This is a genomic window from Pseudarthrobacter sp. B4EP4b, from assembly GCF_006680095.1.
Lineage (GTDB): Bacteria > Actinomycetota > Actinomycetes > Actinomycetales > Micrococcaceae > Arthrobacter.
In genome coordinates, this window is the sequence record NZ_VHIJ01000019.1 from 28,843 (window position 1) to 52,820 (window position 23,978).

The following is a 23,978-nucleotide window of genomic DNA, read 5'->3' on the forward strand; positions in this document are numbered from 1 at the left end:
GCCCTGACCTGCGCCTTTGTGGTTGCGGACAGGGCGCCCTAGTGTGGGGCGGATGGTCAAAACTCAAGCACGACCGAAAATCCGGTGGGCCGGGGGGACCCGTTTCTTAAAGCAGGCGGTGGAAGGACTGTCCGCCGCGTTCGCTGCGCAGCGCCTGCAGCTGGCAGCAAAAGCGGCATTGGCCGCCGGGCTTGCATTCCTCATTGCCCCGCTGATGCCGGGCAGCGCGTCCCACTATGCTTACTACGCGCCCCTGGGAGCCTTGGTGGCCATGTACCACAACGTGGCGGGCTCGGTCCGGCAGGGCGTGCAGGCCCTCACCGGACTGGCCGTGGGCATCGGGCTCGCCGTGGTCCTGGTGAACATTGCGGACCCGTCACCACTGACGGTGGCCATTTTTATGGGGATAGGCGTGCTGCTGGGCGGCTTGCCGGGCCTCGGTTCAGGCAGTGATTGGATTCCGACGGCGGCCCTGCTGGTCCTGCTGGTGGGCGGAAGCAATGCCGACGACTTTTCCTTCGGCTACCTGGTGCAGATGGGCGCCGGCGTCGCAGTGGGCATTGCCGTCAACTTCCTGGTCTTTCCCCCGCTCCACCTCAAAGCCGCAGCGGCCAGCCTGGACGACCTCCGCCTCGCGCTGGGCCGGCAGATGACGGATATGGGCACCGCGCTCAAGGAAGAGTGGCCGCCCGAGCACGAAGAATGGTCCCGCCGTTCCGACGAGCTGGCAGCGGCCACCCGGTCGGTCCGGCACCTCGTCAAGGAGGCGGACGCCAGCCGAAGGGCGAACCCCCGGCGCAAGCTCCACCCCCGTGACATCGACCGTGACTACCGCAACCTTCGCCAACTGGAAAGGGTCTCGTTCCACGTCCAGGACATGACGGACGTGCTGTCTGACGTGATCTGGGAAAACGATGTGCCATACACCGTCCCATTGGAAGACAACGTTCCGCTCGCCGACGCCATTACCGCCACCGGGGAACTGCTGTGTTCCTTCAGCACCGAAGATGAGGACCGGCAGGCGGAGCGTTTCACGGCTGCCAAGTCGGCGGTGGAAGCGTGCATGGCAACCACCGCCGCCAGGGAGCTGGACCAGGGCGCTGTGCCTGCGTCCGAATCGATCCTCCTCAGCCTGCACCGGATCCTGCGTTCCGTACGTCCGGGAACTGACGCCCCGGCGTCGTAAGACCAGGGACTAGAGCAGGGCAACGGAGCCGCTGAAATGCCGGCGGCCCGACCGGGGGTTCCAGGCGGTGAATTCGGAACGCTCCCATGTCCCGGCACTTCCCTGAACGGAGGTGATATCCAAGGCCACCCGGCAGGGAAGGAAGACCGGCGCCTCAAAGTCCACCTCCCAGGTAAACGAATCCCCGCGGACAGTACCGACGTCGGCGAGGGCCCTGGACGCCAGGTACATGCCATGAGCTATGGAGCGGCGCATCCCCAAAGCCTTTGCTGAGAGCACGCTGAGGTGGATGGGGTTGAAGTCGCCGGACACAGCTGCATACGCGCGACCGGTATCGACCCCCAGCTGCCACAGTGCCGTGGGATCGGGTGCCTTGAAGTCAGCCCGTGCGGGCGCCGGCGAGGGTTTGTCGATTCCGGGCAGGAAGACCCCCTTGGCGAGGTAGGTTGAGACGCCCCGCCAGCAAGTGTCCGCGGAACCTGCCCGGCGCACTTCGCTGACCACATCCACCTGGGTGCCGGCACGGTGCCCGTGCAGGTTCTCCACGTGGGCAGTGATGTCCATCAAATCCGTGAAAAGCAGCGGCGAACGTTGTTCCACGCTGTTCCGGAGATGGATCATGCCCAACAGCGGAAGCGGAAAGTCGTCCCTGTTCATCAGACTTATGGCTAGGGGGAACGAGAGGGCGTGGATGAAACCGGCCGGCAGGACGTCACTGGCGGACTCGCCAATAAGGTGCTGGTAGGCAGTGAGGTTGCCAACGTCCACCCGCACTCCCCGCACCTCATGGCTTTCGGCCGGCAGGTCAGAGCCATCATGGGTCCCCAGCAGGCGCCGCCGCGCCGCCTGGGCTGCGGCGTTGACGTACAGCTTCGACAGCGACGGCATCTCCCCGAGGATGACCGGCTGTGGGGGCATCATGCCCCCACCAGGTTTTGTCCGCAGACCCGAAGCACCTCGCCGTTGATGCCTCCGGCGGCGTTACTGGCCAGGAACGCGATGGTCTCCGCAACATCAGTGGGCTGCCCACCCTGCTGCAGCGAGTTGAGGCGCCGGCCCATCTCCCTCAGGGCGAAGGGAATCCGGGCCGTCATCTCCGTTTCGATAAAGCCCGGGGCCACGGCATTGATGGTGCCCCCATGGGCGGCGATCACTGGCGCAGTTGCCCGGACCATTCCCACCACGCCTGCCTTGGAGGCCGCGTAGTTTGTCTGGCCGCGGTTGCCGGCAATGCCGCTGGTGGAAGCCACGGAGATTATCCGGGGTGACGAGCGGAAGTTTCCTGACGCGAGCAGAGCCTCGTTGATCCGGAGCTGCGCTGCGATATTGACCTCAATCACTGACCTCCAGCGGGACTCGTCCATGTTGGCAAGGAGCTTGTCCCTGGTGATGCCCGCATTGTGGACCATGATGTCGAGGCGCCCGTGCCGCTGCGAGGCATGCTCAAGGATCCGCTGCCCGGCGTCGTCCCTGCTGATGTCCAGCTGGAGGGCGGTGCCCTTGACCTCGTTGGCCACCTCGGCAAGATGGTCCCCGGCCGCGGGGATGTCCACCAGTACCAACGTGGCGCCATCGCGGTGCAGGGTCCTGGCGATGGCCGCACCGATGCCCCGGGCTGCTCCGGTGACGACGGCGATCCTTCCTTCCAGCGGCTTCTCAACGTTGCGGGGCGGTTCTCCCGCCGTAGTGGATACCGTGAGGAACTGACCATCCACAAAAGCGGACCGGCCCGAGAGGAAGAACCTTATGGCCGCCAGCGTACTGGGGCTTGTTGTCTCCACCTCCGGCGCCAGGAGCAGGCCATTGCCGGTGGCGCCGGCGCGCAGTTCCTTCGCAAGGGAGCGCAGGAAACCGTCCACCCCCTGCCGTGCGGCGGCCTGGGCTGGTGTGGCTGCGCCGGACGCGGGCCGGGATACGGTGATGGCCCTCCCTCCGGGGCCAAGGTCCCGGAGGGACGCGGCGACGGTAAGGATGGGTTTCCCAAGGTCTTCGGGGCGTGCCACTTCGTCCAGGACCAGGATGATGGCCCCGAGCTTCTCGCGCGGAACTGCGTGCCTCCTGACGTCGAGGTCCCATGCCAGCAGTTCGGCGGCCAGTTTGTCGGCCCCGGGGGTGTCTCCCTGGACCAGGACTGGCCCGGTGATCAGGGGTTGACCGGGCTCGTACCGGCGCAGGACGGCGGGCTGGGGCAGCCCCAGCTTCCTGGCAACGTTCCGGCCCAGGCCCTGGTTGACGAGTTGCGCATACGTGTCAGTCATCCGTGCCCCTACAGTGATTCCAGAATTGCGGCCACGCCAAGTCCACCGGCAGCGCATACCGAGACCAGACCCCGGACGGGGCGGCCCTCGGCGTTGGCCTTGGCATGGAGCGTCTTGGCAAGGGAAGCGACAATCCTGCCGCCCGTCGCGGCGAACGGGTGGCCGGCGGCGAGCGAGGAACCATTGACGTTCAACCGTGACCGGTCAATCTTGCCGAAAGCGCCGTCCAGGCCCAGCCGGGTACGCCCGAATTCCTCGTCCTCCCATGCCGCGAGCATGCTGAGGACTGTGGAGGCGAAAGCTTCATGGATCTCGAAATAGTCGATGTCCGCCAGGCTGAGTCCCTGCCGGGCGAGCAGCCTTGGCACGGCGAATACCGGTGCCATCAGCAGGCCGTCCTTGCCGTGGACAAAGTCGACGGCGGCCGCTTCGGCATCCACGACGGCGGCAAGCTTTGGCAGGTCCCGGGCGTCAGCCCATTCCTCGGAGGCCAGCAGCACGGTGGAGGCGCCATCGGTCAGCGGCGTGGAGTTGCCTGCCGTCATGGTCGCGTCGGCGCCGAGGTTCTTCCCGAAGACCGGCTTCAGTCCGGCGAGCTTGTCCAGCGAGGTGTCAGGACGCAGGTTCCCGTCGCGGGTCAGGCCCCGGTAAGGGGTGATGAGGTCATCGAAGAATCCGGCATCGTAGGCCGACCCGAGGTTCCGGTGGCTGTCGAGTGCCAGCTCGTCCTGGGCCTCACGGGAGATCTTCCACTGCGAGGTGGTGAGCGCCTGGTGCTCCCCCATGGAAAGACCTGTCCGCGGCTCAGATGTGCCGGGGGCCAGCGGGGCGAGGTCCTTGGGCCTGAGCCTGCTGAGGATCTGCAGCCGCTGCGGAACGCTTTTCGCCCGGCTGAGGTCGAGTATAACTTCGCGTAGCCCTTCGCTGACCACCACGGGCGCGTCCGATGCGGAGTCCACCCCGCCTGCGATTCCCGACTCGATCTGGCCCAGTTTGATCTTGTTGGCCAGGCCCGCCACGGTTTCGAGCCCGGTTGCGCACGCCTGCTGGAGGTCGTAGGCCGGTGTTTCGGGTGATAAGGCGGAACCCAGCACTGCTTCCCGCGTGAGGTTGAAGTCCCGGGAGTGCTTCAGCACGGCCCCCGCGGCCACTTCCCCGATCCGCTCGTCCTGCAGGCCAAAGCGCGCAATCAGCCCGTCCAACGCCGCCGTCAGCATGTCCTGGTTTGAGGATTTGGCATAAGCGCCGCCGGCCCGGGCGAACGGGATCCTGTTGCCGCCAACGATGATTGCCTTGCGGAGCCGGGGTGCGGGGGCTTCGGCGGGAGTGCCGGACTCAGGTCCGGTAGTGGTCTGTCCGTCAATGGACATGGGTATCTCCTCGGGTCACGTGCGGTTACCGATACCCAGCGTACCTGATACGCTGGGTATCGTGAACTTCCAGCAAACCCCGACTTCCGCCACGCCTGCCGCCGCTCCCGGCGACGGCCGCTCATCGCGCTGGCAGAGCCACCGGGAGGAACGGCGACGGGAGCTGATCAAATCAGCGCGGCGGGCAGTGCACGCACTGGGCAGCGACGCATCGATGGAGGACATCGCAGCGGCGGCCGGCACATCCAAGTCAGTGTTTTACCGCTATTTTGGCGACAAGGCGGGACTGCAGCAGGCCGTGGGTGAGGTTGTCCTCAGCCAGATGCAGCGCCGGATCCGGGAGGCGGCGCAGAGCGCTGATACACCCAGGGAGGGTTTGCTGGCCATGGTCACTGCCTACCTGCAGATGGCCAGCACCAGTCCCAACGTCTACACCTTTGTGACCCGTCCGGCCGCCGACGCGGACACCGCCCAGGACCCGGGAGCGGGATCCGCCGCCCTGGGCCACTTTTTTGACTCCGTGGCCGAAATGATTGCCGCCCCCATGCGCTCGCATCTGGGTGATGGCAAGGAAGCCGTTATCGGCTACTGGCCCAAAGCGGCCATCGGGATGGTCCGGAACGCGGGCGAGCAGTGGCTCACCACCCCAGCTTCCCCTGCCAAGCCCGGACAGGAAGCGATGGCGCGGCAGATCACCGACTGGCTCTGCGTCGGCATCGCGCCGGAGCTGATTCCATCCACACGGACATAAGCATCCACTGCGGCCTCACCACAGCAACAATCAGCACCACCACCCCCCTGTCAGCACCACCACCCTCTGTCAGCACCAACGAAGGACTCGACATGACTGAATTAGTGGACCGTCCCGCCGGAAGAAAGCAGCGCCCCGCCATACGGGCAACTGCAGTCAACGGGGCAGCCGATGCCCGGCCCGCCGTCGACGTCGCCGGCCTGGGAGAACAGCTCCTGGGCAAGTGGGCCGAAACCCGGCGCCAGGCCAGGGATCTTGCCGCACGCCCTGAGCTGCACAAGATCGAGGGGTTGACGCACACCGAGCACCGCGCCCGGGTATCCGGGCAACTGAAGTACCTGGTGGAGAACGAGGCCGTGCATCGTGCCTTCCCGGCGTCGCTGGGCGGATCCGACGACCACGGCGGAAACATCGCCGGCTTCGAGGAACTGGTGGTGGCGGACCCGTCGCTGCAGATCAAGGCCGGCGTCCAATGGGGGCTCTTCGGTTCCGCGGTGATGCACCTGGGGACTGCAGAGCACCACGCGAAATGGCTTCCGGGCATCATGAGCCTGGAGATCCCGGGCTGCTTTGCCATGACCGAAACAGGGCATGGCTCGGATGTGGCCAGCATTGCCACCACCGCCACGTACGATCCCGCCACCGAAGAGTTCGTGGTCCACACGCCGCTCCGCGCCGCGTGGAAGGACTACATCGGCAACGCTGCCATTGACGGCCTGGGCGCGGTGGTGTTCGCCCAGTTGGTCACCCGGGGCGTCAACCACGGTGTCCATGCGTTCTATGTGGACCTCCGGGACCCGGAAACCAAGGAGTTCCTGCCCGGCATCGGCGGCGAGGATGACGGCATCAAGGGCGGACTCAACGGCATAGATAACGGCCGCCTGCACTTCACCGGGGTGCGCATCCCCCGGACCAACCTGCTGAACCGTTACGGAAACGTGGACGTTGACGGCACCTACAGCTCCCCCATCGCCAGCCCGGGCCGCCGCTTCTTCACCATGCTGGGAACCCTGGTCCAGGGCCGCGTGTCCCTCGATGGTGCCGCGGTGGCGGCCTCCAAGGTGGCGCTGAAGGCGGCCATCCGATACGCCACCGAGCGCCGTCAGTTCAACGCATCCTCCCACACAGAAGAGGAAGTACTCCTCGACTACCAGCGCCACCAGAAACGCCTGTTCACCAGGCTGGCCACCACCTACGCGGCCGGCTTTGCCCACGAACAATTGCTGCAGAAGTTCGACGACGTCTTCTCCGGCGCGCACGATACCGACGAAGACCGCCAGGACCTGGAAACCCTTGCCGCCGCACTGAAGCCGCTCAGCACCTGGCATGCGCTGGACACGCTGCAGGAATGCCGGGAAGCCTGCGGCGGCGCCGGCTTCCTGATCGAGAACCGCTTCGCATCGCTGCGCGCGGACCTGGACGTCTACGCAACCTTCGAAGGCGACAACACAGTGCTGCTGCAACTCGTGGCCAAACGGCTCCTGGCCGATTATGCGAAGGAATTCCGCAGCGTCGACTTCGGTGTGCTGGCCCGGTACGTGGTGGGCCAGGCCACGGGGGCCGCCATTCACCGGACCGGTTTGCGGCAGGTGGCCCAGTTCGTCGCTGACACCGGATCAGTGCAGAAGGCGGCTATCGCCCTCCGCGATGAGGAAGGCCAGCGGGCGTTGCTTACCGACCGGGTGCAGGCCATGGTGGCTGAGGCCGCAACCGCCCTCAAGGGTACTGGCCGGATGTCGCAGGAGAAAGGCGCCGCGCTGTTCAACCGGCACCAGAACGAACTGATCGACGCCGCGCAGGCCCATGCCGAGCTGCTCCAGTGGGAGGCCTTCACCGAGGCCCTCAGGGACGTAAAGGACCCGGGCACCCGGACGGTCCTGACCTGGTTGCGGGACCTGTTCGGCCTGTCCCTGATCGAGAAGAACCTCTCCTGGTACCTCATGAACGGCCGGCTCTCCATGCAGCGGGGCCGGACGGTGGGTGAGTACATCAACCGTCTGCTGGTGAAAATCCGCCCGCACGCAGTGGACCTGGTAGACGCCTTCGGCTACGGCGAAGACCATGTGCGCGCAGCCATCGCCACTGGCGCCGAGAAGGAGCGGCAGGACCAGGCACGGGCCTACTTCCGCGGCCAGCGGGCCAGCGGCAAGGCACCGGTGGACGAGAAGGTCCTGCTGGCGCGGACTTCCGGGCACCGGAACTAAGCGTCCCGCAACAGCAATGACGACGACGGCGCCGCCCACCTTGCGAGGTGTGCGGCGCCGTCGTCGTCAATGCGTTCGGAAACGTCAGCTATGTGCCGGCAGCACGGACCGGTACACCTCGAGGGTGGTTTCCGTGATGGATTCCCAGGAGAAGTGTTCCTCGGCGCGTTTCCGGCCGGCCTGCCCCATGGCGCGGGCGCGGTCAGGGTCGGAGACAACCTCGGTGAGGGCGGCAGCAAATTCGGTGACGAACTTTTCCGGATCAAGGGGTGTGCCCGTGCCGTCGGTTACCTGCTCCAGGTCCACGAGCAGGCCGGTCTGGCCGTGCTCCACCACCTCGGGGATGCCGCCAGTGGCGCTGGCCACCACAGCGGCGCCACAGGCCATGGCCTCCAGGTTCACGATGCCCAGCGGCTCGTAGATGGACGGGCAGGCGAAGGCGGTGGCGTGGCTGAGCACCTGGATCAGTTCATGGCGGGGAAGCATGCGCTCGATGAGCACCACGCCGGTGCGTTCGCGCTGCAGGTCCTCGATCAAACGGGCCGTCTCTGCGGCAAGCTCCGGGGTGTCCGCTGCGCCCAGGCACAGGACCAGCTGGACGTCGGCGGGAAGCTTTGCTGCCGCCCGCAGGAGGTACGGGACACCCTTCTGGCGGGTGTTCCTGCCCACAAAGACCACGCTGGGCTTGTCCGGGTCGATGCCCAGGGCCCGGACGGCGTCGTCATTCTCGTCGCGCTGCCACAGCTCGACGTCGATGCCGTTGTGGACCACACGGACCTTGGCCGGATCAACGTTCGGGTAGCTGCGCAGGATGTCCTGCCGCATGCCCTCCGACACGGCGATGATGGCCGCCGCTGCCTCGTAGGCGGTCTTTTCCACCCAGGAAGACAATGCGTACCCGCCGCCCAGCTGCTCCGCCTTCCAGGGGCGCAGCGGCTCCAGGCTGTGCGCGCTGAGCACGTGCGGAATGCCGTGCAGAAGGGACGCGAGGTGCCCGGCCATGTTGGCGTACCAGGTGTGCGAATGAACAAGGTCCGCGCCCTCAATGTCCGGAACGATCCGCAGGTCCACCCCCAGCGTTTGCACAGCGGCGTTGGCGGAGCCGAGGTCCTCCGGCACGGCGTAGGACGTCACCGCCGCCCCATGATAGTCGGCGTCGCGCGGAGCCCCAAATGCACGAACCTGCAGGTCAACGTGCTTACTAAGCACCCTGCTCAATTCGGCTACGTGGACCCCGGCGCCACCATAGATTTCAGGCGGAAACTCTTTAGTCACAATGTCTATTCGCACAAGACCCAAGGTAGTCCTTCACGCATAACTGTTCTAGTGTGAAGGAGTCCGGGCATGCCGGACTGTCTTGGGGAGTTACGAAGGCGTACAGGAGCGACCATTATGCCGTTGAACAAAAGAGTCCTGGCCATTGTCCTCGCCGGCGGCGAGGGAAACAGGCTGATGCCATTGACGGCAGACCGCGCGAAGCCGGCGGTGCCCTTCGCGGGAAGTTACCGCCTGATCGACTTCGCCCTGTCCAACCTGGTGAATTCCCGCTATCTGCAGATCGTTGTGCTCACCCAGTACAAGTCGCACAGCCTTGACCGCCACATCTCTGAAACCTGGCGCATGTCCACCCAGCTCGGCAACTACGTGGCTTCGGTGCCGGCCCAGCAGCGTGTGGGCAAGAGCTGGTTCCTGGGCAGCGCCAACGCCATCTACCAGTCCCTGAACCTCATCCACGATGCCAACCCGGACATCGTTGTGGTGGTGGGCGCGGACCACGTCTACCGTATGGACTTCGCCCAGATGGTGGCCCAGCACGTGAACAGCGGGGCTAAGGCAACGGTCGCCGCAGTACGGCAGCCCCTTCACATGGCCGACCAGTTCGGCGTGATCGAAGTGGACCAGAACGATCCCCAGAAGATCGCAGCGTTCGTGGAGAAACCGTCCAGCACTCCCGGCCTGGCGGCGGACCCGTCGCAGTTCCTGGCCTCCATGGGCAACTACGTCTTCGACGCCGACGCCCTGGTGGCGGCTCTCCACGTGGACGCCGAGCGCCTGGACACCAAGCACGACATGGGCGGGGACATCATCCCCTACTTCGTGAACCAGGGCGAGGCCGGCGTCTACGACTTCACGCTGAACGACATCCCCGGCTCCACCGAGCGGGACCGCACCTACTGGCGCGACGTGGGCACCATCGACTCGTTCTACGACGCCCACATGGACCTCATCTCCCCCCTCCCGGTCTTTAACCTCTACAACTCCGAGTGGCCCATTTACACGCGGCAGAGCATTTCCCCGCCGGCCAAGTTTGTCCGGGGCCAGAACAACACTGTTGGCACCGCCTTGGACTCGATCGTTTCCAGCGGCGTGGTGATCTCCGGCGCAGTGGTGGAAGGCTCGGTCCTGTCCAACGACGTCTTTGTGGGCACCAGCGCCCGCGTCATCGATTCCGTCCTGATGGACAAGGTGTATGTCGGCGAGGGTGCCGTTATCCACCGGGCCATCCTGGACAAGAACGTCAAGGTGCCCGCGGGGGCAGCCATCGGGCTGGACGCCGAACTGGACCGTGCCCGCGGATTCAAGGTCACCGAATCCGGTATCACGGTGCTGTCCAAGGCCCAGGAGGTTCCGGAACCGGGTGAACAGGAGCGGAAGCTGGCAGCCGCCAACCTGCACCTCGTGCCGAATGCCGTGAAAGCCGCCGCCGAGCAATACCCCGATGTCCGTGAGTCGGTGGACAAGGTTGCCGAGACACACGCCGCCGCGGCAGCGGAAGCAGCGCCCGGAGCACGCATTTCCTGAACCGCTCCGCGCGGGTACTCCCCCGGCGGCCCCCTGTGCAGTGGGGGCCGCGGGGTGTTCCAGGCTGTAAAATCAGTCCAATGAGCTCCCCCGATCTGACGCCTGAGGAAATCCAGGCATGCCTCAAGGTCCTCAACACCATCCACGCCTATGACGAGGAGCACCCGGACTACGTCTCGGTGCGCCGCGCCACCGGCAAGATGTTCAAGGCCGTCAAAAGGCACCGCCGCGTCACCAAGCGGGACCTCATCTCCGAGGCCGACCGGGCAGTCATCGCCCTGACGGCCACCGCCGCGCCGGACCGGATCGACGACGAAACCCGCGGGAACAAGTTGGCTCCGTCGACCACCGGCAAAGTGGCCGGGCACCTCATCAGGTCCCGCCCCTGCTATATCTGCAAGCAGCACTACACCCAGGTGGACGCGTTCTACCACCAGCTTTGCCCGGAATGCGCCGCGTTCAACCACGCCAAGCGTGATGCCCGCACCGACCTGACCGGCCGCAGAGCCCTGCTCACCGGCGGGCGCGCCAAGATCGGGATGTACATCGCGCTCCGGCTGCTCCGGGACGGCGCCCACACCACCATCACTACCCGCTTTCCCAAGGACGCCGCCCGCCGGTTTGCCGCCATGGAGGACAGCGGCGAGTGGCTGCACCGGCTCCGGATTGTGGGCATCGACCTCCGCGATCCCGCCCAGGTCATGGCCCTGACGGACTCACTGAATGAGGCCGGACCGCTGGACATCATCATCAACAACGCAGCCCAGACCGTGCGCCGGTCCGGGAACGCCTACAAACCCCTGGTGGACGCCGAGGACGAGCCGCTGCCCGCCGCCCTGGAACAGGCCAACGGGGGCCCCGAACTGGTGACGTTCGGCCACGCACACGACAAGCACCCCCTGGCCCTGGCCAGCAGCGTGACCGAGCATCCTGTGCTCGCCGGGGATGCCATCACCTCGCTGGCGCTGTCCACCGGGTCGGCTTCACTGGAGCGGATCGCTTCGGGAACCGCGATCGACGCCGGGGGCCTGGTTCCGGACCTGGCCACCATCAACAGCTGGACCCAGGTGGTGGACGAAGTGGATCCGCTGGAGATGCTCGAGGTCCAGCTCTGCAACGTCACAGCCCCGTTCCTGCTGGTCAGCCGGCTGCGGCCGGCGATGAAACAGTCCACGGCGCGGCGGAAGTACATCGTGAATGTCTCCGCCATGGAAGGCCAGTTCTCCCGCGCCTACAAGGGACCCGGCCACCCGCACACGAACATGGCCAAGGCTGCGCTGAACATGATGACCAGGACCAGCGCCCAGGAGATGCTGGAAACCGACGGCATCCTGATGACCGCCGTGGACACCGGCTGGATCACGGACGAACGCCCCCACTTCACCAAGGTCCGGCTCATGGAAGAGGGCTTCCACGCGCCCCTGGACCTCGTGGACGGCGCCGCGCGCGTCTACGACCCGATCGTGATGGGCGAGAACGGCGAGGACCAGTACGGGGTGTTCCTGAAGGACTACAAGCCCAGCCCCTGGTAGGCGTAAGCTCGGCGGCATGAGCCACGAGACATCCCCTGACGTACAGAATCTGGAACACCACGAGTGCTGGGCCATGCTGCGGATGGTATCCGTGGGCAGGCTGGCGGTCCTGGCCGACGGGCGGCCGGATATTTTCCCCATCAACTACACCGTGGATGGCGGCACGCTCGTCTTCCGCACAGGTGAGGGCACCAAGCTGGCCGGCTCGTCAAAAGGTGCTGCCGTGGCCCTGGAGGCTGACGGCGTGGATCAGGAGACCGGACTGGCGTGGAGTGTTGTGGTGAAGGGCAGTGCCGACGTGATCACCGGAAATGAACACCTCATGGAGACTACGCAGCTCTACCTGTTCCCCTGGCAGGCGGGGAAGAAGGACGCGTTCGTCCGGATCACCCCGGACAGCGTCACCGGCCGCCGTTTCAGGGTCACCGAGCCGGTCACCTGGTGGACCCAGCTCAGCGGCGCCGCCAAGGCATCGCCGGAGTAACCTGCCGCAGCAGGCGCGTCCGTCAAGCGAGCTGCGTGATCTCCACGCTGACGCTCAACGCAGATCCTCCGCCACCGGACAGGATGCCCTTCAGCGGGGGAACGTCCCGGTAGTCCCTGCCCCGGGCCACGGTGACGTGGAAGTCGCCCGCCGGCTTGTGGTTGGTGGGGTCCCAGCTCCGCCAGTCGCCGTCCCACCACTCCAGCCACGCGTGCGACTGTCCGGCCACTGTTTCGCCGATGCCTGCGCTGGACCGTGGGTGGAGGTACCCGGAGACGTACCGGGCGGGAATGCCGCAACTGCGAAGCGCGCCGATGGCCAGGTGCGCGAGGTCCTGGCAGACGCCCTTGCGCTGGCCCCAGGCCTCCTCCGCGTTGGTGGTGACTGCGGTGGAGCCGGACATGTACGTCATCTCGCCGCGCATCCACTCGAACACGGCCATCGCTGCCTCATGCGGGTTCTTGCCGGCGACCACCCCGGGAATGATGCCAAGGACTTCGTCCCCGGGCCCGCTCAGCCGTGACTGCGGAAGCCAGTCGCTGAAGGTGTTGAGCGTCTCGGCTGAGGCCAGGACGTCCCAGCCCGCGATATCGGACTCGGAAGGGATCTTTCCGGCGCGGTGCACTTCCACGGTGATGTTGGAGACCACCTCGAGGTGCTCGTGCGGCATCTGCATGTCGAACGAGGTGACTCTGGTCCCCCAGTAGTCGCGGTAGGTGCTCACGGCCGCCTGGGACGGGGACACCTTGACCACTGATTCCAGCACCACCTGCTGGGAGTCGGTGAGCGGCGTCATCCGCGCCTCGTTATAGGACAGGGTGACGCGCTTGTTGTACTTGTAGGCCGTCTTGTGAACGATGCTCAGCCGGGTCATGAAACTTCTCCCACCCAGGCCAGTTCGTCCGCCTGATTGAAGTACTTACGGGAAATGGCGTCTGAGGCCTGGGACACTGCCTTCTGCACCCGCTCCATGTGCTCGGGCAGCTCGGACATGAGGTCGTCCGTGCGGTGGAACTCGAGGAATGTCCGGGCCTGGCCCACGATGCGGCGGGCGTCATTGATGAAGCCCACCCGCTGGGCAGAGGGATCAAGTTTTGCCAGGCACTCGTCGGCGTCGCGCAGGGCATACACGATGGACCGCGGGAAGAGCCGGTCCAGGAGCAGGAACTCGGCCGCGTGCTGGTCGCCGAAGGCGGCCCGCCGCGTGCGCAGGAAGGATTCGTACGCGCCGGCGCACCGGAGCATGTTCACCCAGGACATACCGGCGGACAGAACATCGCGGGTGGAGAGCATGCGGGCGGTCATGTCGGCCCGCTCCAGCGAGCGTCCCAGAACGAGGAACAGCCAACTCTCGTCATGGCTCACTGTGGTGTCCGCGAGACCGCTCACCATGGCCGTGCGTTCCAGGGTCCAGTTGCAGAACCGGTAGGTTCCCACCACGTCCTTGCGGTGCTGGCTCAGCCCGTAATAGGTGGTGTTCAGGCTCTCCCACAGGCCGGAGGAAACCGTTTCTCTGGCACGGCGCGCGTTCTCCCGGGCAGCGCCGAGGGAGCCTGCGATGGAGGTGGCGCTGGTTTTGTCGTAGGCCAGGGCATGGAGCAGCTCCGGCAGGCCGAAGTCCTCGCTTTGCGGGCGCGCACCCATGACGGCCAGGAGTTCCTGGGCCACGCTCTTGCGCTCCTCCATGGGGAGGTGGTTGAGGCGCTCGAGGTGGACGTCGAGGATACGGGCGGTGCCATCGGCCCGCTCCACATACCGGCCGATCCAGAAAAGGGACTCGGCAATACGGCTAAGCATTCGCGGCTACCTCCTGCGGGCCCGAAACTGTCAAAGAAATTAGCCCGACGGCGGACGGGCTCACTGCTGCTGCTCCGACTGGCGGTCGCGCCAGTTGCTCTCCACGGGCCATACGGACACGCGTTCGCGGACAGAAATGGAGGGCCTCGGCACGGTTTCCACCGGTACTTGGGGCGAATCCGCCAGGACCCAGGTGTCCTTGGAACCGCCGCCCTGGCTGGAGTTCACAATCAGCGACCCTTCCTTCAGCGCCACGCGGGTCAAGCCGCCGGGCAGCACCCACACGTTCTCGCCGTCGTTCACTGCAAAGGGGCGAAGGTCCACGTGACGCGGCCCGAACTTGTCGCCGCTCAGGGTGGGCACGGTGGACAGCTGGAGGACGGGCTGCGCAATCCAGCCGCGGGGGTCGGCGATGACCCGTTGGCGCAGGGCGTCAAGTTCGTCTTTGGAGGCATCGGGTCCGATCACCAGGCCCTTGCCGCCTGACCCGTCCACCGGCTTGACCACCAGTTCGGAGAGGTTGTCCAGGGTGTATTCCCGCGCTTCCCTTTCCTCAAGGCGGTAGGTGTCCACGTTGGCGATAATGGGCTCCTCGCTGAGGTAGTAGCGGATCAGGTCAGGGACGTAACTGTAAACCAGTTTGTCGTCGGCAACGCCATTGCCCACGGCATTGGCGATGGTCACCCCGCCTGCCCGGGCAGCGTTGACGAGGCCGGGGCAACCGAGCATGGAGTCGGCCCGGAACTGCAGCGGGTCCAGGAAGTCGTCGTCGATCCGCTTGTAAATGACATCCACGCGCTGCTCACCTGCTGTGGTGCGCATGTACACGCGGTTGCCGCGGCAGATGAGGTCACGGCCCTCCACCAGTTCAACACCCATGAGGCCCGCCAGCAGGGTGTGCTCGAAGTAGGCGCTGTTGAACACTCCGGGAGTGAGGACCACGACGGTGGGATCGTCCACGCCTGCGGGAGCGGTTTTTCGCAGGGCCGAGAGCAGCCGGCGGGGGTATTCCTCCACGGGCCGGATGAGCTGCTGGCCGAAGGCTTCGGGCAGGCCCTTGGCCATGGCGCGGCGGTTCTCCAGGACGTAGCTCACGCCGGAAGGTACACGCACGTTGTCCTCAAGGACCCGGAACGTACCGGCGGCGTCGCGGACCACGTCAATGCCCGAGATGTGCACGCGGACGCCGCCGGCGGGCTCGAAGCCGTGCACCTGGCGGTGGAAGTGCGCACTGGTGGTTACCAGCTGCCGCGGGATCACGCCGTCGGACACAACTGTCATCTTGTCGTACACGTCGTTGAGGAAGGCCTCGAGCGCCCGCACGCGCTGCGCGACGCCGCGTTCCAGCACATCCCATTCCGCAGCCGGGATGACGCGCGGGACGATGTCCAGCGGGAACGGACGCTCTTCGCCGGCGAAATCAAAAGTGACACCACGGTCCAGGAAGGTGCGGGCCATTGAGTCGGCGCGTGCGCTGACGTCGGCGAGGGAGAGCTTGCGAAGGGCGTCCGCTACTTGCCCGTAGGAGCCCCGTGCCTGCTGCCCGGGGGCGAACATCTCATCGTAGGCTCCGGTCCGGCCGGCGGCCACGGAGTAATCCTGGAATAGGTCTGACATGTCCACAAGCCAACCATCTTTTTGTTTCGAATTCATTACTGCCATCCATTCTGGCGTGTTGGCGCAAGCCGCCTGGTTCGTGGATTCCGGAACTTTTCCGGCACAGTAGGTGAGTGCCAGTCAGCAGAAGCCACCCAGCCCCGGGCCCGGGCCTCCCCGAACGTGCTGACCGGCTGCTCCCGGGCCTGGCCACGGCGGCCCTCGCGCTGGCTGTTGCCTTCCTCGTGCACCGCCTGGTTCCCGCGCTTCCGGCCATGACGCTGGCCGTGGTTTTGGGCGTCCTCGCAGCCAACCTGCCCGCGGCCGGGGTCTGGACCGCCGGAAGGGCCCGCCCCGGGCTGGACTTCGCCGGAAAACACCTGATGCGCGGCGGAATCGTCCTGCTGGGGCTGAAAGTGAGCGTCATGGACGTGCTGGGGCTGGGCTGGCTTGCCCTGGTCCTGATTGCCGGGGTTGTCGCCGCCAGTTTTGGCGGCACCTACCTGATTTCCCGGCTGTTCCGCCTTCCGCCCGTGACCGCGCTCCTGGTGGCGACCGGGTTTTCAATCTGCGGTGCTTCAGCCATCGGAGCCATGGCTGCAGTCCGCCGCATCCGGCACGTGGACACCGTCCTGCCGGTGGCGCTGGTGACGCTGTGCGGGACGCTTGCCATCGGCGTCCTGCCCTTGCTGGTCCATCCCCTGCAGCTTTCCGCGCCCGCCTTTGGAGCCTGGACGGGCGCGTCCGTTCACGACGTTGGCCAGGTGGTGGCCACGGCGCAAACTGCGGGAACGGCGGCACTGGGCATCGCCGTCGTGGTTAAACTCACCCGGGTGCTGCTGCTGGCGCCCGTGACCGCCATAGCCGGAGCGCACCACCGTCAGGCCATGCGTTCCGGCCCTGGCAACGATGCCCAGGCGAAGCTGCCGCCCGTGGTCCCACTGTTCGTCCTGGGCTTCATCGCCATGGTGAGCCTGCGTTCCACAGAGTGGCTGGGCGCCGGGTGGCTGGAGGCAGGAGCCGCGCTGCAGGACATCCTGTTGGGTGCCGCGTTGTTCGGCCTGGGCTCGGCGGTGCGGATCCGCACCCTTATGCTCACCGGCGGCCCCGCGCTCCTGGCAGCCCTTGCATCGTGGCTCCTGATTGCCCTCCTGGGGTTGGCGGCCGCCCTGCTGATCACCGCGTGATATTGGCCACCCGCCCCGTGATTAGATAGCTGGGTGTCACATGAGAATCTGCAGCGCGATGAAGCTGCCGCCCGGTCAGCGCTGATCAGCACCACCAGTTACGACGTTTCGCTGGACGTGCGGCAGGCGCCGGACCCGGACGTGGCCGGCTATCCCACCCGCAGTGTGATCACCTTTACCGCCGAGGCCGGTGCTTCAACGTTCCTGGACTTCATTGGCAGCGAGGTGCACAGCGTGGTCCTGAACGGCAAGGGCCTTGGCGTGGATGAGGTGGTGGACTGCGCCAGGATCAGGCTGGACGACCTGCAGGCCGAGAACCAGGTCACCGTGACCGGAACGGCCCTCTACAGCCGCTCGGGCGAGGGAATGCACCGGTTCGTGGACCCCGCCGATGGGCAGTGCTACCTCTACACCCAGTACGAGCCGGCCGACGCCCGCCGGGTTTTCGCCAACTTTGAACAGCCCGACCTCAAAGCCACCTACACCTTCCATGTCGTGGCGCCCGCGGGCTGGCACGTCGCCTCCAATGGCGCGGAGGCCAACCGTACGCTGCTCGCGGACGATCCCGGCACGGCCCGCTGGGACTTCGCCGCCACAGAGCCCGTGTCCACCTACATCACCACAGTGCTGGCCGGGCCGTACTTCAGGGCGGAGGACCGCTGGCAGGCAACGCTCGACGACGGGACCTCCCTGGACGTCCCGCTCGCCCTGTACTGCCGCGCCTCCATGGCCGGTTCATTTGACACCGGCGAGCTGTTCCGGCTCACCAAAAACGGCCTGGACTTCTTCAACCGGCTCTTCGACTACCCGTACCCCTGGGGCAAGTACGATCAGGCCTTTGTGCCCGAATACAACCTCGGCGCCATGGAGAACCCCGGCCTGGTGACCTTCACCGAAAGCTACGTCTTCACCTCCCGCGCCACGGACGCCCAGTATCAGGGGCGGGCCAACACCCTGTTGCACGAGATGGCACACATGTGGTTCGGCGACCTGGTGACCATGCAGTGGTGGGACGACCTGTGGCTCAAGGAATCGTTCGCCGACTACATGGGCACGCTGGGTGTTGACCGTGCCACCGGCTGGGACACCGCGTGGGTCAACTTCGCGAACAAGCGCAAGGCCTGGGCCTACGTCCAGGACCAGCTGCCCACCACCCATCCCATCGTGGCGGACATCCCGGACCTTGAGGCCGCCAAGCAGAACTTCGACGGCATCACCTACGCCAAGGGCGCCTCGGTGCTGAAGCAGCTCGTGGCCTACGTGGGCTTTGAAGCCTTTATCGCCGGCTCCCGTGAATACTTCCGCAAGCACGCCTACGGGAACACCTCGCTGGCCGATCTGCTGGCCGCACTGGGCACCGCTTCCGGGCGGGACCTCGCGGGCTGGGCGCAGCAGTGGCTGCAGACCTCCGGCATCTCCACGCTGTCCCTGGCCTTCGCGCCCCGTGACACAGCAACGGACGACGGCGGCGTGCTGGGCCGGGTGGCCATCGTCCAGGAAGCCGCGGATCCGGTGACGGGACGCGAAGAGTTGCGGCCGCACCGCCTGCGCGTCGGCTCCTACAATTTCGACGGCGACGGCGCACTGGTGCGCACCACGAGTTTCGAAACGGACGTGGCCGGCGCACGGACGGAACTCCCCCAGCTGGCAGGCCAGCCGCGGCCCGCCCTCCTGCTTGTCAACGATGACGACCTCACCTACGCCAAGGTCCGGCTGGACCCGGCATCCGAAGCAACCGTGCGTGCAGCGCTGGACCGGATTGCTGATCCCATGGCCCGGGCCCTGTGCTGGACGGCATTGTGGAACTCGGCCCGCGACGGCGAGAGCCCCGCTACAGGGTATGTGGACGCGGTCGCCGCGTTCGGCCCGGCGGAAACGGGAATCGGGGTGCTGCTGAACATCCTCGAGAACGCAGGCACCGCCGTCGAACGCTACACCCCGGCCCGGGAACGCGATGCCGTGCGGGCGTCCTTCCTGGCCACCGTGGAGGATGAACTGGACCGGGCAACGCCGGGCTCGGACCAGCAGCTGGCCTGGGCCCGGACGCTCGCCACCTTCAGCCGGCATGACCGCTCCATGGTGCCCCGGCTCAGGGGCCTGTTGGATAGGACAGCGCCCGTGGAAGGCCTGTCAGTGGATGCTGAACTGCGCTGGCACATCTGGCATGCCCTGGCGGCAAACGGCCAGGCAACTGCGGCTGAGCTGGACGCCGAACTGGCCCGGGATACTACGGCATCAGGACGCGCCGGCCACGCAACGGCCCTCGCCGCCCGGCCCGATCCGGAGGTCAAAGCTGCGGCATGGAATGCAGCCGTGCACGGGAACGAACTCTCCAACCAGCTGCTGTCCGCCACCATCAGCGGCTTCACCACAGCACCGGCACAACTGCTGGAACCCTACGTGGAGCCGTACTTTGAGTCCCTGCGCAGGGTGTGGGACGGGCGGAGCATCGAGATCGCGAGCCGGATTGTCCGTGGCCTCTTCCCGCTGGCCCAGGACCTGGCGGAAGGCACGGAACCAGTGGAACATCCGGTCATCCGGCGGACGGACGAGTGGCTGGAATTCAACGCTGACGCGCCCCGTGCTCTGCACAGGATCATCATCGAGCAGCGCAGCCACCTGCTGCGGGCCCTCACCGCACAGGCGGCCGGTTCACCTGCCCGGTAAGCTCACGGAACCCGGTGGAGCCACTCGTCGGTACCGAACTTCGTAGCCACCCGCTCGCGGGCAGTGGACAGCTCAGCCTCGGTCAGCTCCGAGGGCGTGGCGCCGTAGCGCTCGGCGAAGACTTCCATCATGGCCGCGATGATGTCGGCACGGGCAAGACCGGTCTGGCGGCGGAGCGGGTCCACCCGTTTCTTGGCGCTGCGGGTGCCCTTGTCCGAGAGCTTTTCCTTGCCGATGCGGAGCACTTCCACCATCTTGTCGGCGTCGATGTCGTAGCTCATGGTCACGTGGTGGAGCATGCCGCCGTTGGCGAGGCGTTTCTGGGCGGCCCCGCCGATCTTGCCCTGGTCCGTGGCGATGTCGTTCAACGGGACGTAGAACGCGGTGATGCCCAGTTTCTCCAGCGCGGCCATCACCCAGGCGTCCAGGAACGGGTAGGAGTCGGCGAAGCTCAGGCCGTCCACCAGGGTCTGCGGCAGGTACAGCGAGTACGTGATGCAGTTGCCCGCCTCCATAAACATCGCTCCCCCGCCGCTGATCCGGCGGACCACTTTGATGCCGTGCCTGGCCACTCCGTCCGGGTCCACCTCGTTGCGGTAGGACTGGAAGCTGCCGATCACCGTTGAGGGTTCCTGCCAGTCCCAGAAACGGAGGGTGGGGTTGCGGCGGCCGGCGCCCACTTCTTCGGTGAGCACTTCGTCCAGGGCGACATTGATTTCGGTGGGCAGGACAGTGGGTGCGATGAGGTTCCAGTGGTGGTCGGCCCAGGATGTGGCCTTGGCCAGTGCGCGGCGGACTGCGATGGCGACGGCGTCGGCAGAGAAGCCGAACAGGGCTGCGTTGGGTGGCAGCGAAGCCGTGACGACGGCGGCAAGCTCGGATGCCGTCGTACCTTCCGGCAGTCCCGTGAGGCCGCGGTTGATGTCCAGGAGTGCCTCGTCGGGTTCCAAGAAGAAATCACCGCTGACGGAAACGTTGGCCAGCAGGCCGTCCGCGACGTCCAGGTCCACCACCACCAGCTTGCCGCCGGGGACTTTGTACTCACCGTGACGGCGGGAAGCGGAATCAGCTGCGGGGGATGGCGTAGCGGTCATGGCTCCCATCCTGCCCCAGAAGGGCGGCCCGGCGCCAAGCCACTGCGGCCAAGGCAGCTGTTAACGCGAAAAGCCCGCACCGTTGCCGGTGCGGGCTTTTCTGGAAAGCTTGGGCGAAGTGAATTTACTTCTTGCCGCCGAAGCCCTTGAAGCGAGCGTTGAAGCGCTCGACGCGGCCTGCGGAGTCCATGATGCGCTGCTTGCCCGTGTAGAACGGGTGGGACTCGGAGGAGATTTCGACGTCGATGACCGGGTAGGTGTTGCCGTCTTCCCACTCGATGGTCTTCGAAGAAGACACGGTGGACTTGGTCAGGAACTTGACGCCGGAAGCCAGGTCGTTGAAAACAACAGCTTCGTACTTCGGGTGGATATCAGACTTCATAATGGGACCTTTGTTCACACAACTGGATTTTGCCAGTTGTCAGGTATGAATGGGATGGCCGCATTCCGCGCCGAAAGACTCGGGACGGCCAGCTATCAATAATAGCGGATAAGCACGGTACCAGCGAACCGCGCGAGGCCCCGCGCCGGAGCTTAGTTCCGGTGCCCGTTGCGGGGACGCAGTTCCCAGAACGCCACAGCTGAGGCGGCAGCCACGTTGAGCGAATCCACCCCGTTGCGCATGGGGATTTTGACGGCGAGGTCGACGGCGGCAAGCGTCCCTGCGCTCATGCCTGCGCCTTCGGTGCCGAGCACCAGGGCCAGCTTCTCCGGGTTCTGCGCGGCGACCTTGTCCACGTCCTGCGCATCGTCAGTCAGTTCCAGGGCCGCGACGGTGAAGCCGTGGTCCTTGAGCAGGTGCAGGTCCTGCGGCCAGCTGTTGAGGCGTGCCCACGGCACCTGGAAGACGGTGCCCATGCTCACGCGGACACTTCTGCGGTAGAGCGGGTCTCCGCAGCGGGGTGAGACCAGGACTGCGTCGATGTCCAGGGCGGCGGCGGACCGGAAGATGGCCCCCACGTTGGTGTGGTCCACGATGTCCTCCAGAACGGCCACCCGGCGGGCGCCGGCGAGCAGTTCGGGCAGGGGCACCGGCGCAGGCCGCTGCATGGCCGCCATGGCACCGCGGTGGAGATGGAAGCCCGTGATCTCCTCCAGCAGGGCGGCGCTGCCGATAAAGGCGGGTACATCCGGGTGGGCCCCGAGGACGTCCTGGAGATCGTCCAGCCACTTCTCAGCCAGGAAGAACGAACGCGGCTGGTGCCCGGCGGCCAGCGCACGGCGCAGCACCCGGGAGGATTCTGCAATGTACATGCCTTCGGCGGGTTCCCGGAGCTTGCGCAGGTGCACGTCCGTGAGCTGGGTGTAGTCGGTCACGCGGGGATCGGCGGCGGACTCGAGATAGTGGATTGTCACCGGGAGATTATTTCAGCAGATTGGCGATCATGAATCCGAGGGCCACCAGCCCCAGGACGAAGATCACCCCGCGCAGCACTGTGGGGGAAAGCCTGCGGCCCACCTTGGCGCCCAGGAGGCCGCCGATGCTGGAGCTGACGGCAATCAGCAGCACCACGAGCCAGTTGATCCGGTCGAACGCGAACAGGAGGTAGGAGATGGCGGCCACCAGGTTCACGCCGAGCACCAGGATGTTCTTCATGGCATTGGCGTTCTGGATGGTGCCGGTGAGGAAGACGCCCAGAATGCCCACCAGGAGGATTCCCTGGGCAGCCACGAAGTAGCCGCCGTAAACGCCGGCAAGGTAGACCAGTACCACCAGGAGGACAGCGTGCCGCTTGTCCCGCACCGCGTGTTCCGGGTTCTCCTCGCGGTTGCGCACCCAGGCCTGCATGCGGGGCTGGAATACCACCATCAGCAGGGCCAGTACCAGCAGCACCGGGGCCACGTAGTGGAAGACCTTTTCCGGCAGGTGCAGGAGCAGCCAGGCGCCGGAGATGCCACCGAGCAGGGACGCCGGCAGCAACCGCATCAGTTGCCGGCCGCGGCCCTTCAATTCCCGGCGGTAGCCGAACGCTCCGGCAGCTGTCCCGAAGACGAGGCCCATCGCATTGCTCATCGAAGCAACAACGGGGGTGACTCCCAGGGCGATGAGGACGGGGAACGTTACCAGGGTGCCGGAGCCCACCACGGCGTTGATAGTGCCGGCCCAGAGGCCGGCGATGGACACAAAAATACTGCTGAGGAGATCCAAGGTGCTGCGGTGCCGCCTTAGCGGCGGGCGACGGCGGTGTAACGGCCGGCGTTCTCGGTCACGTCGAGGTCCAGACCGAAAGTCTCACTGAGGTTTTCGGCTGTCAGCACCTCAGTGATGGGGCCCGCTGCCACCACGCCGCCGTCGCGCAGCAGCATGGCGTGGGTGAAGCCCGGCGGGACTTCCTCAAGGTGGTGTGTCACCAGGACCATGGCGGGAGCGGCCTCGTCCCTGGCCAGTTCCCCCAGTTTGTGGACGAGTTCCTCGCGGCCGCCGAGGTCCAGGCCGGCTGCCGGCTCATCCAGCAGCAGCAGTTCAGGATCGGTCATCAGTGCCCGGGCAATCTGCACGCGCTTTCGCTCCCCCTCGGACAAGGTTGCGAAGGTCCGGTTCAGCAGGGGGCCCATCCCCCAGTCGTTCAGGAGGCGGAAGGCCCGCCGCTCGTCGTCGCGCTCGTATCCCTCGCGCCAGCGGCCGGTCACACCGTACGCGGCCGTGACCACCACGTTGAGGACGTTCTCGTGCTCAGGGATCTGGGTGGCGAGGGCGGCTGAGGAAAGCCCGATGCGGGGACGGAGTTCAAAGACGTCAACCCGGCCCAGGATTTCATCAAGGATGCCTGCCGTGCCGCTGCTCGGGTGCATACGGGCGGCAGCAATCTGGAGGAGGGTGGTCTTGCCGGCGCCGTTCGGGCCCAGGATCACCCAGCGTTCGCCGTCGTTGACCTGCCAGTCAACCTTGTCCAGCAGGGTCTTTTTACCTCGGACAACGCTGACGGAGTCCAGTTCCAGAACATCACTCATAGGAGTAGACACTAGGACAAAATACATACCGACTGATAACTGGTGTGACCAGCCCGACAACGCAAATTCAAGCCCGCAAAACTGTAGGCGGTCCCGGG

20 protein-coding genes are annotated in these 23,978 nt (G+C 66.0%); 8 read left to right on the forward strand and 12 right to left on the reverse strand.

All coding sequences use genetic code 11. The annotated features are described in order from the left end of the window. The first annotated feature begins 118 nt into the window (after positions 1-118). Entirely contained in the window at positions 119-1,186 is a 1,068-nt protein-coding gene (locus FNL14_RS07125; protein WP_142058842.1) for an aromatic acid exporter family protein, read from the forward strand. Between the two features lie 9 nt (positions 1,187-1,195). On the opposite strand, the gene FNL14_RS07130 is transcribed toward FNL14_RS07125, so the two are convergent. Genes FNL14_RS07130 through FNL14_RS07140 form a run of 3 tightly spaced genes read right to left on the reverse strand, consistent with a single transcriptional unit; the run spans position 1,196 to position 4,814 of the window. Next, complete coding sequence (locus FNL14_RS07130) at positions 1,196-2,107, reverse strand: MaoC/PaaZ C-terminal domain-containing protein (RefSeq protein WP_142058844.1); 912 nt, start codon at positions 2,105-2,107, stop codon at positions 1,196-1,198. Then, on the reverse strand, positions 2,104-3,444 hold the full coding sequence (locus FNL14_RS07135; protein ID WP_142058846.1) for a 3-oxoacyl-ACP reductase: 1,341 nt from the start codon (positions 3,442-3,444) through the stop codon (positions 2,104-2,106). The genes FNL14_RS07130 and FNL14_RS07135 overlap by 4 nt, the downstream gene beginning before the upstream one ends. Positions 3,445-3,452: 8 nt before the next feature. Beyond that, positions 3,453-4,814 (reverse strand): acetyl-CoA C-acetyltransferase, encoded by a 1,362-nt coding sequence (locus tag FNL14_RS07140; RefSeq protein ID WP_142058848.1) that lies wholly within the window; start codon positions 4,812-4,814, stop codon positions 3,453-3,455. Between FNL14_RS07140 and FNL14_RS07145 the strand changes: the two genes are divergently transcribed. Next, entirely contained in the window at positions 4,813-5,565 is a 753-nt protein-coding gene (locus tag FNL14_RS07145) for a TetR/AcrR family transcriptional regulator (protein WP_142058850.1), read from the forward strand. The genes FNL14_RS07140 and FNL14_RS07145 overlap by 2 nt on opposite strands. A 92-nt stretch (positions 5,566-5,657) precedes the next feature. Continuing rightward, positions 5,658-7,769 carry an acyl-CoA dehydrogenase gene (locus FNL14_RS07150; RefSeq protein WP_142058852.1) on the forward strand — a complete coding sequence of 704 codons (2,112 nt, stop codon included), beginning with the start codon at positions 5,658-5,660 and terminating at the stop codon, positions 7,767-7,769. A gap of 84 nt (positions 7,770-7,853) precedes the next feature. Here FNL14_RS07150 and glgA read toward each other — a convergent pair whose 3' ends face one another. Then, positions 7,854-9,059, reverse strand: coding sequence for a glycogen synthase (gene glgA, locus FNL14_RS07155; RefSeq protein ID WP_142058854.1), 1,206 nt, complete (start codon positions 9,057-9,059; stop codon positions 7,854-7,856). 102 nt (positions 9,060-9,161) lie between these two features. On the opposite strand from glgA, the gene glgC reads away from it, so the two are divergent. The 3 genes from glgC (at position 9,162) to FNL14_RS07170 (ending at position 12,587) form a co-directional block, all read left to right on the forward strand. Continuing rightward, the gene (gene glgC, locus FNL14_RS07160) at positions 9,162-10,571 is read left to right on the forward strand and encodes a glucose-1-phosphate adenylyltransferase (protein ID WP_142058856.1); all 1,410 of its coding nucleotides are present in this window, start codon (positions 9,162-9,164) and stop codon (positions 10,569-10,571) included. 80 nt (positions 10,572-10,651) lie between these two features. Next, positions 10,652-12,103: an SDR family NAD(P)-dependent oxidoreductase gene (locus tag FNL14_RS07165; RefSeq protein ID WP_142058858.1), complete on the forward strand. Its 1,452-nt coding sequence runs from the start codon at positions 10,652-10,654 to the stop codon at positions 12,101-12,103. 16 nt (positions 12,104-12,119) lie between these two features. Beyond that, positions 12,120-12,587: a pyridoxamine 5'-phosphate oxidase family protein gene (locus FNL14_RS07170; RefSeq protein ID WP_091418946.1), complete on the forward strand. Its 468-nt coding sequence runs from the start codon at positions 12,120-12,122 to the stop codon at positions 12,585-12,587. 22 nt (positions 12,588-12,609) lie between these two features. Here the strand turns inward: FNL14_RS07170 and FNL14_RS07175 are convergent, their stop codons facing one another. From FNL14_RS07175 to FNL14_RS07185, 3 genes are read right to left on the reverse strand one after another with little or no spacing between them, the layout of a single operon-like run. Continuing rightward, on the reverse strand, positions 12,610-13,461 hold the full coding sequence (locus FNL14_RS07175) for a transglutaminase family protein (RefSeq protein ID WP_091418831.1): 852 nt from the start codon (positions 13,459-13,461) through the stop codon (positions 12,610-12,612). Further along, positions 13,458-14,384, reverse strand: a complete 927-nt coding sequence (locus tag FNL14_RS07180; protein WP_013600945.1) for an alpha-E domain-containing protein — start codon at positions 14,382-14,384, stop codon at positions 13,458-13,460. Before FNL14_RS07180 ends, FNL14_RS07175 begins: the two co-directional genes overlap by 4 nt. A gap of 60 nt (positions 14,385-14,444) precedes the next feature. Further along, positions 14,445-16,001, reverse strand: a complete 1,557-nt coding sequence (locus FNL14_RS07185; protein WP_142058860.1) for a circularly permuted type 2 ATP-grasp protein — start codon at positions 15,999-16,001, stop codon at positions 14,445-14,447. Between the two features lie 113 nt (positions 16,002-16,114). Here FNL14_RS07185 and FNL14_RS07190 point away from each other — a divergent pair, with 113 nt between their 5' ends. Together FNL14_RS07190 and pepN are read left to right on the forward strand one after the other, a co-directional pair. Beyond that, positions 16,115-17,167 (forward strand): YeiH family protein, encoded by a 1,053-nt coding sequence (locus FNL14_RS07190; RefSeq protein WP_142058862.1) that lies wholly within the window; start codon positions 16,115-16,117, stop codon positions 17,165-17,167. 33 nt (positions 17,168-17,200) lie between these two features. Then, positions 17,201-19,834 (forward strand): aminopeptidase N, encoded by a 2,634-nt coding sequence (pepN, locus tag FNL14_RS07195; RefSeq protein WP_142058864.1) that lies wholly within the window; start codon positions 17,201-17,203, stop codon positions 19,832-19,834. Positions 19,835-19,836: 2 nt separating this feature from the next. Here pepN and FNL14_RS07200 read toward each other — a convergent pair whose 3' ends face one another. The 5 genes from FNL14_RS07200 to FNL14_RS07220 form a co-directional block, all read right to left on the reverse strand. Beyond that, positions 19,837-20,928, reverse strand: coding sequence for a biotin/lipoate A/B protein ligase family protein (locus FNL14_RS07200; protein WP_142058866.1), 1,092 nt, complete (start codon positions 20,926-20,928; stop codon positions 19,837-19,839). Positions 20,929-21,052: 124 nt separating this feature from the next. Next, a complete protein-coding gene (locus tag FNL14_RS07205; RefSeq protein ID WP_009358283.1) occupies positions 21,053-21,310 on the reverse strand; it encodes a type B 50S ribosomal protein L31 in 258 nt (85 codons plus the stop codon). A 152-nt stretch (positions 21,311-21,462) separates the two neighbouring features. Continuing rightward, a complete protein-coding gene (locus FNL14_RS07210) occupies positions 21,463-22,284 on the reverse strand; it encodes an RNA methyltransferase (protein ID WP_142058868.1) in 822 nt (273 codons plus the stop codon). A 7-nt stretch (positions 22,285-22,291) separates the two neighbouring features. Beyond that, entirely contained in the window at positions 22,292-23,077 is a 786-nt protein-coding gene (locus tag FNL14_RS07215; RefSeq protein WP_050055298.1) for a sulfite exporter TauE/SafE family protein, read from the reverse strand. Between the two features lie 17 nt (positions 23,078-23,094). Beyond that, a complete protein-coding gene (locus FNL14_RS07220) occupies positions 23,095-23,880 on the reverse strand; it encodes an ABC transporter ATP-binding protein (RefSeq protein WP_050055299.1) in 786 nt (261 codons plus the stop codon). Positions 23,881-23,978: the final 98 nt, after the last annotated feature.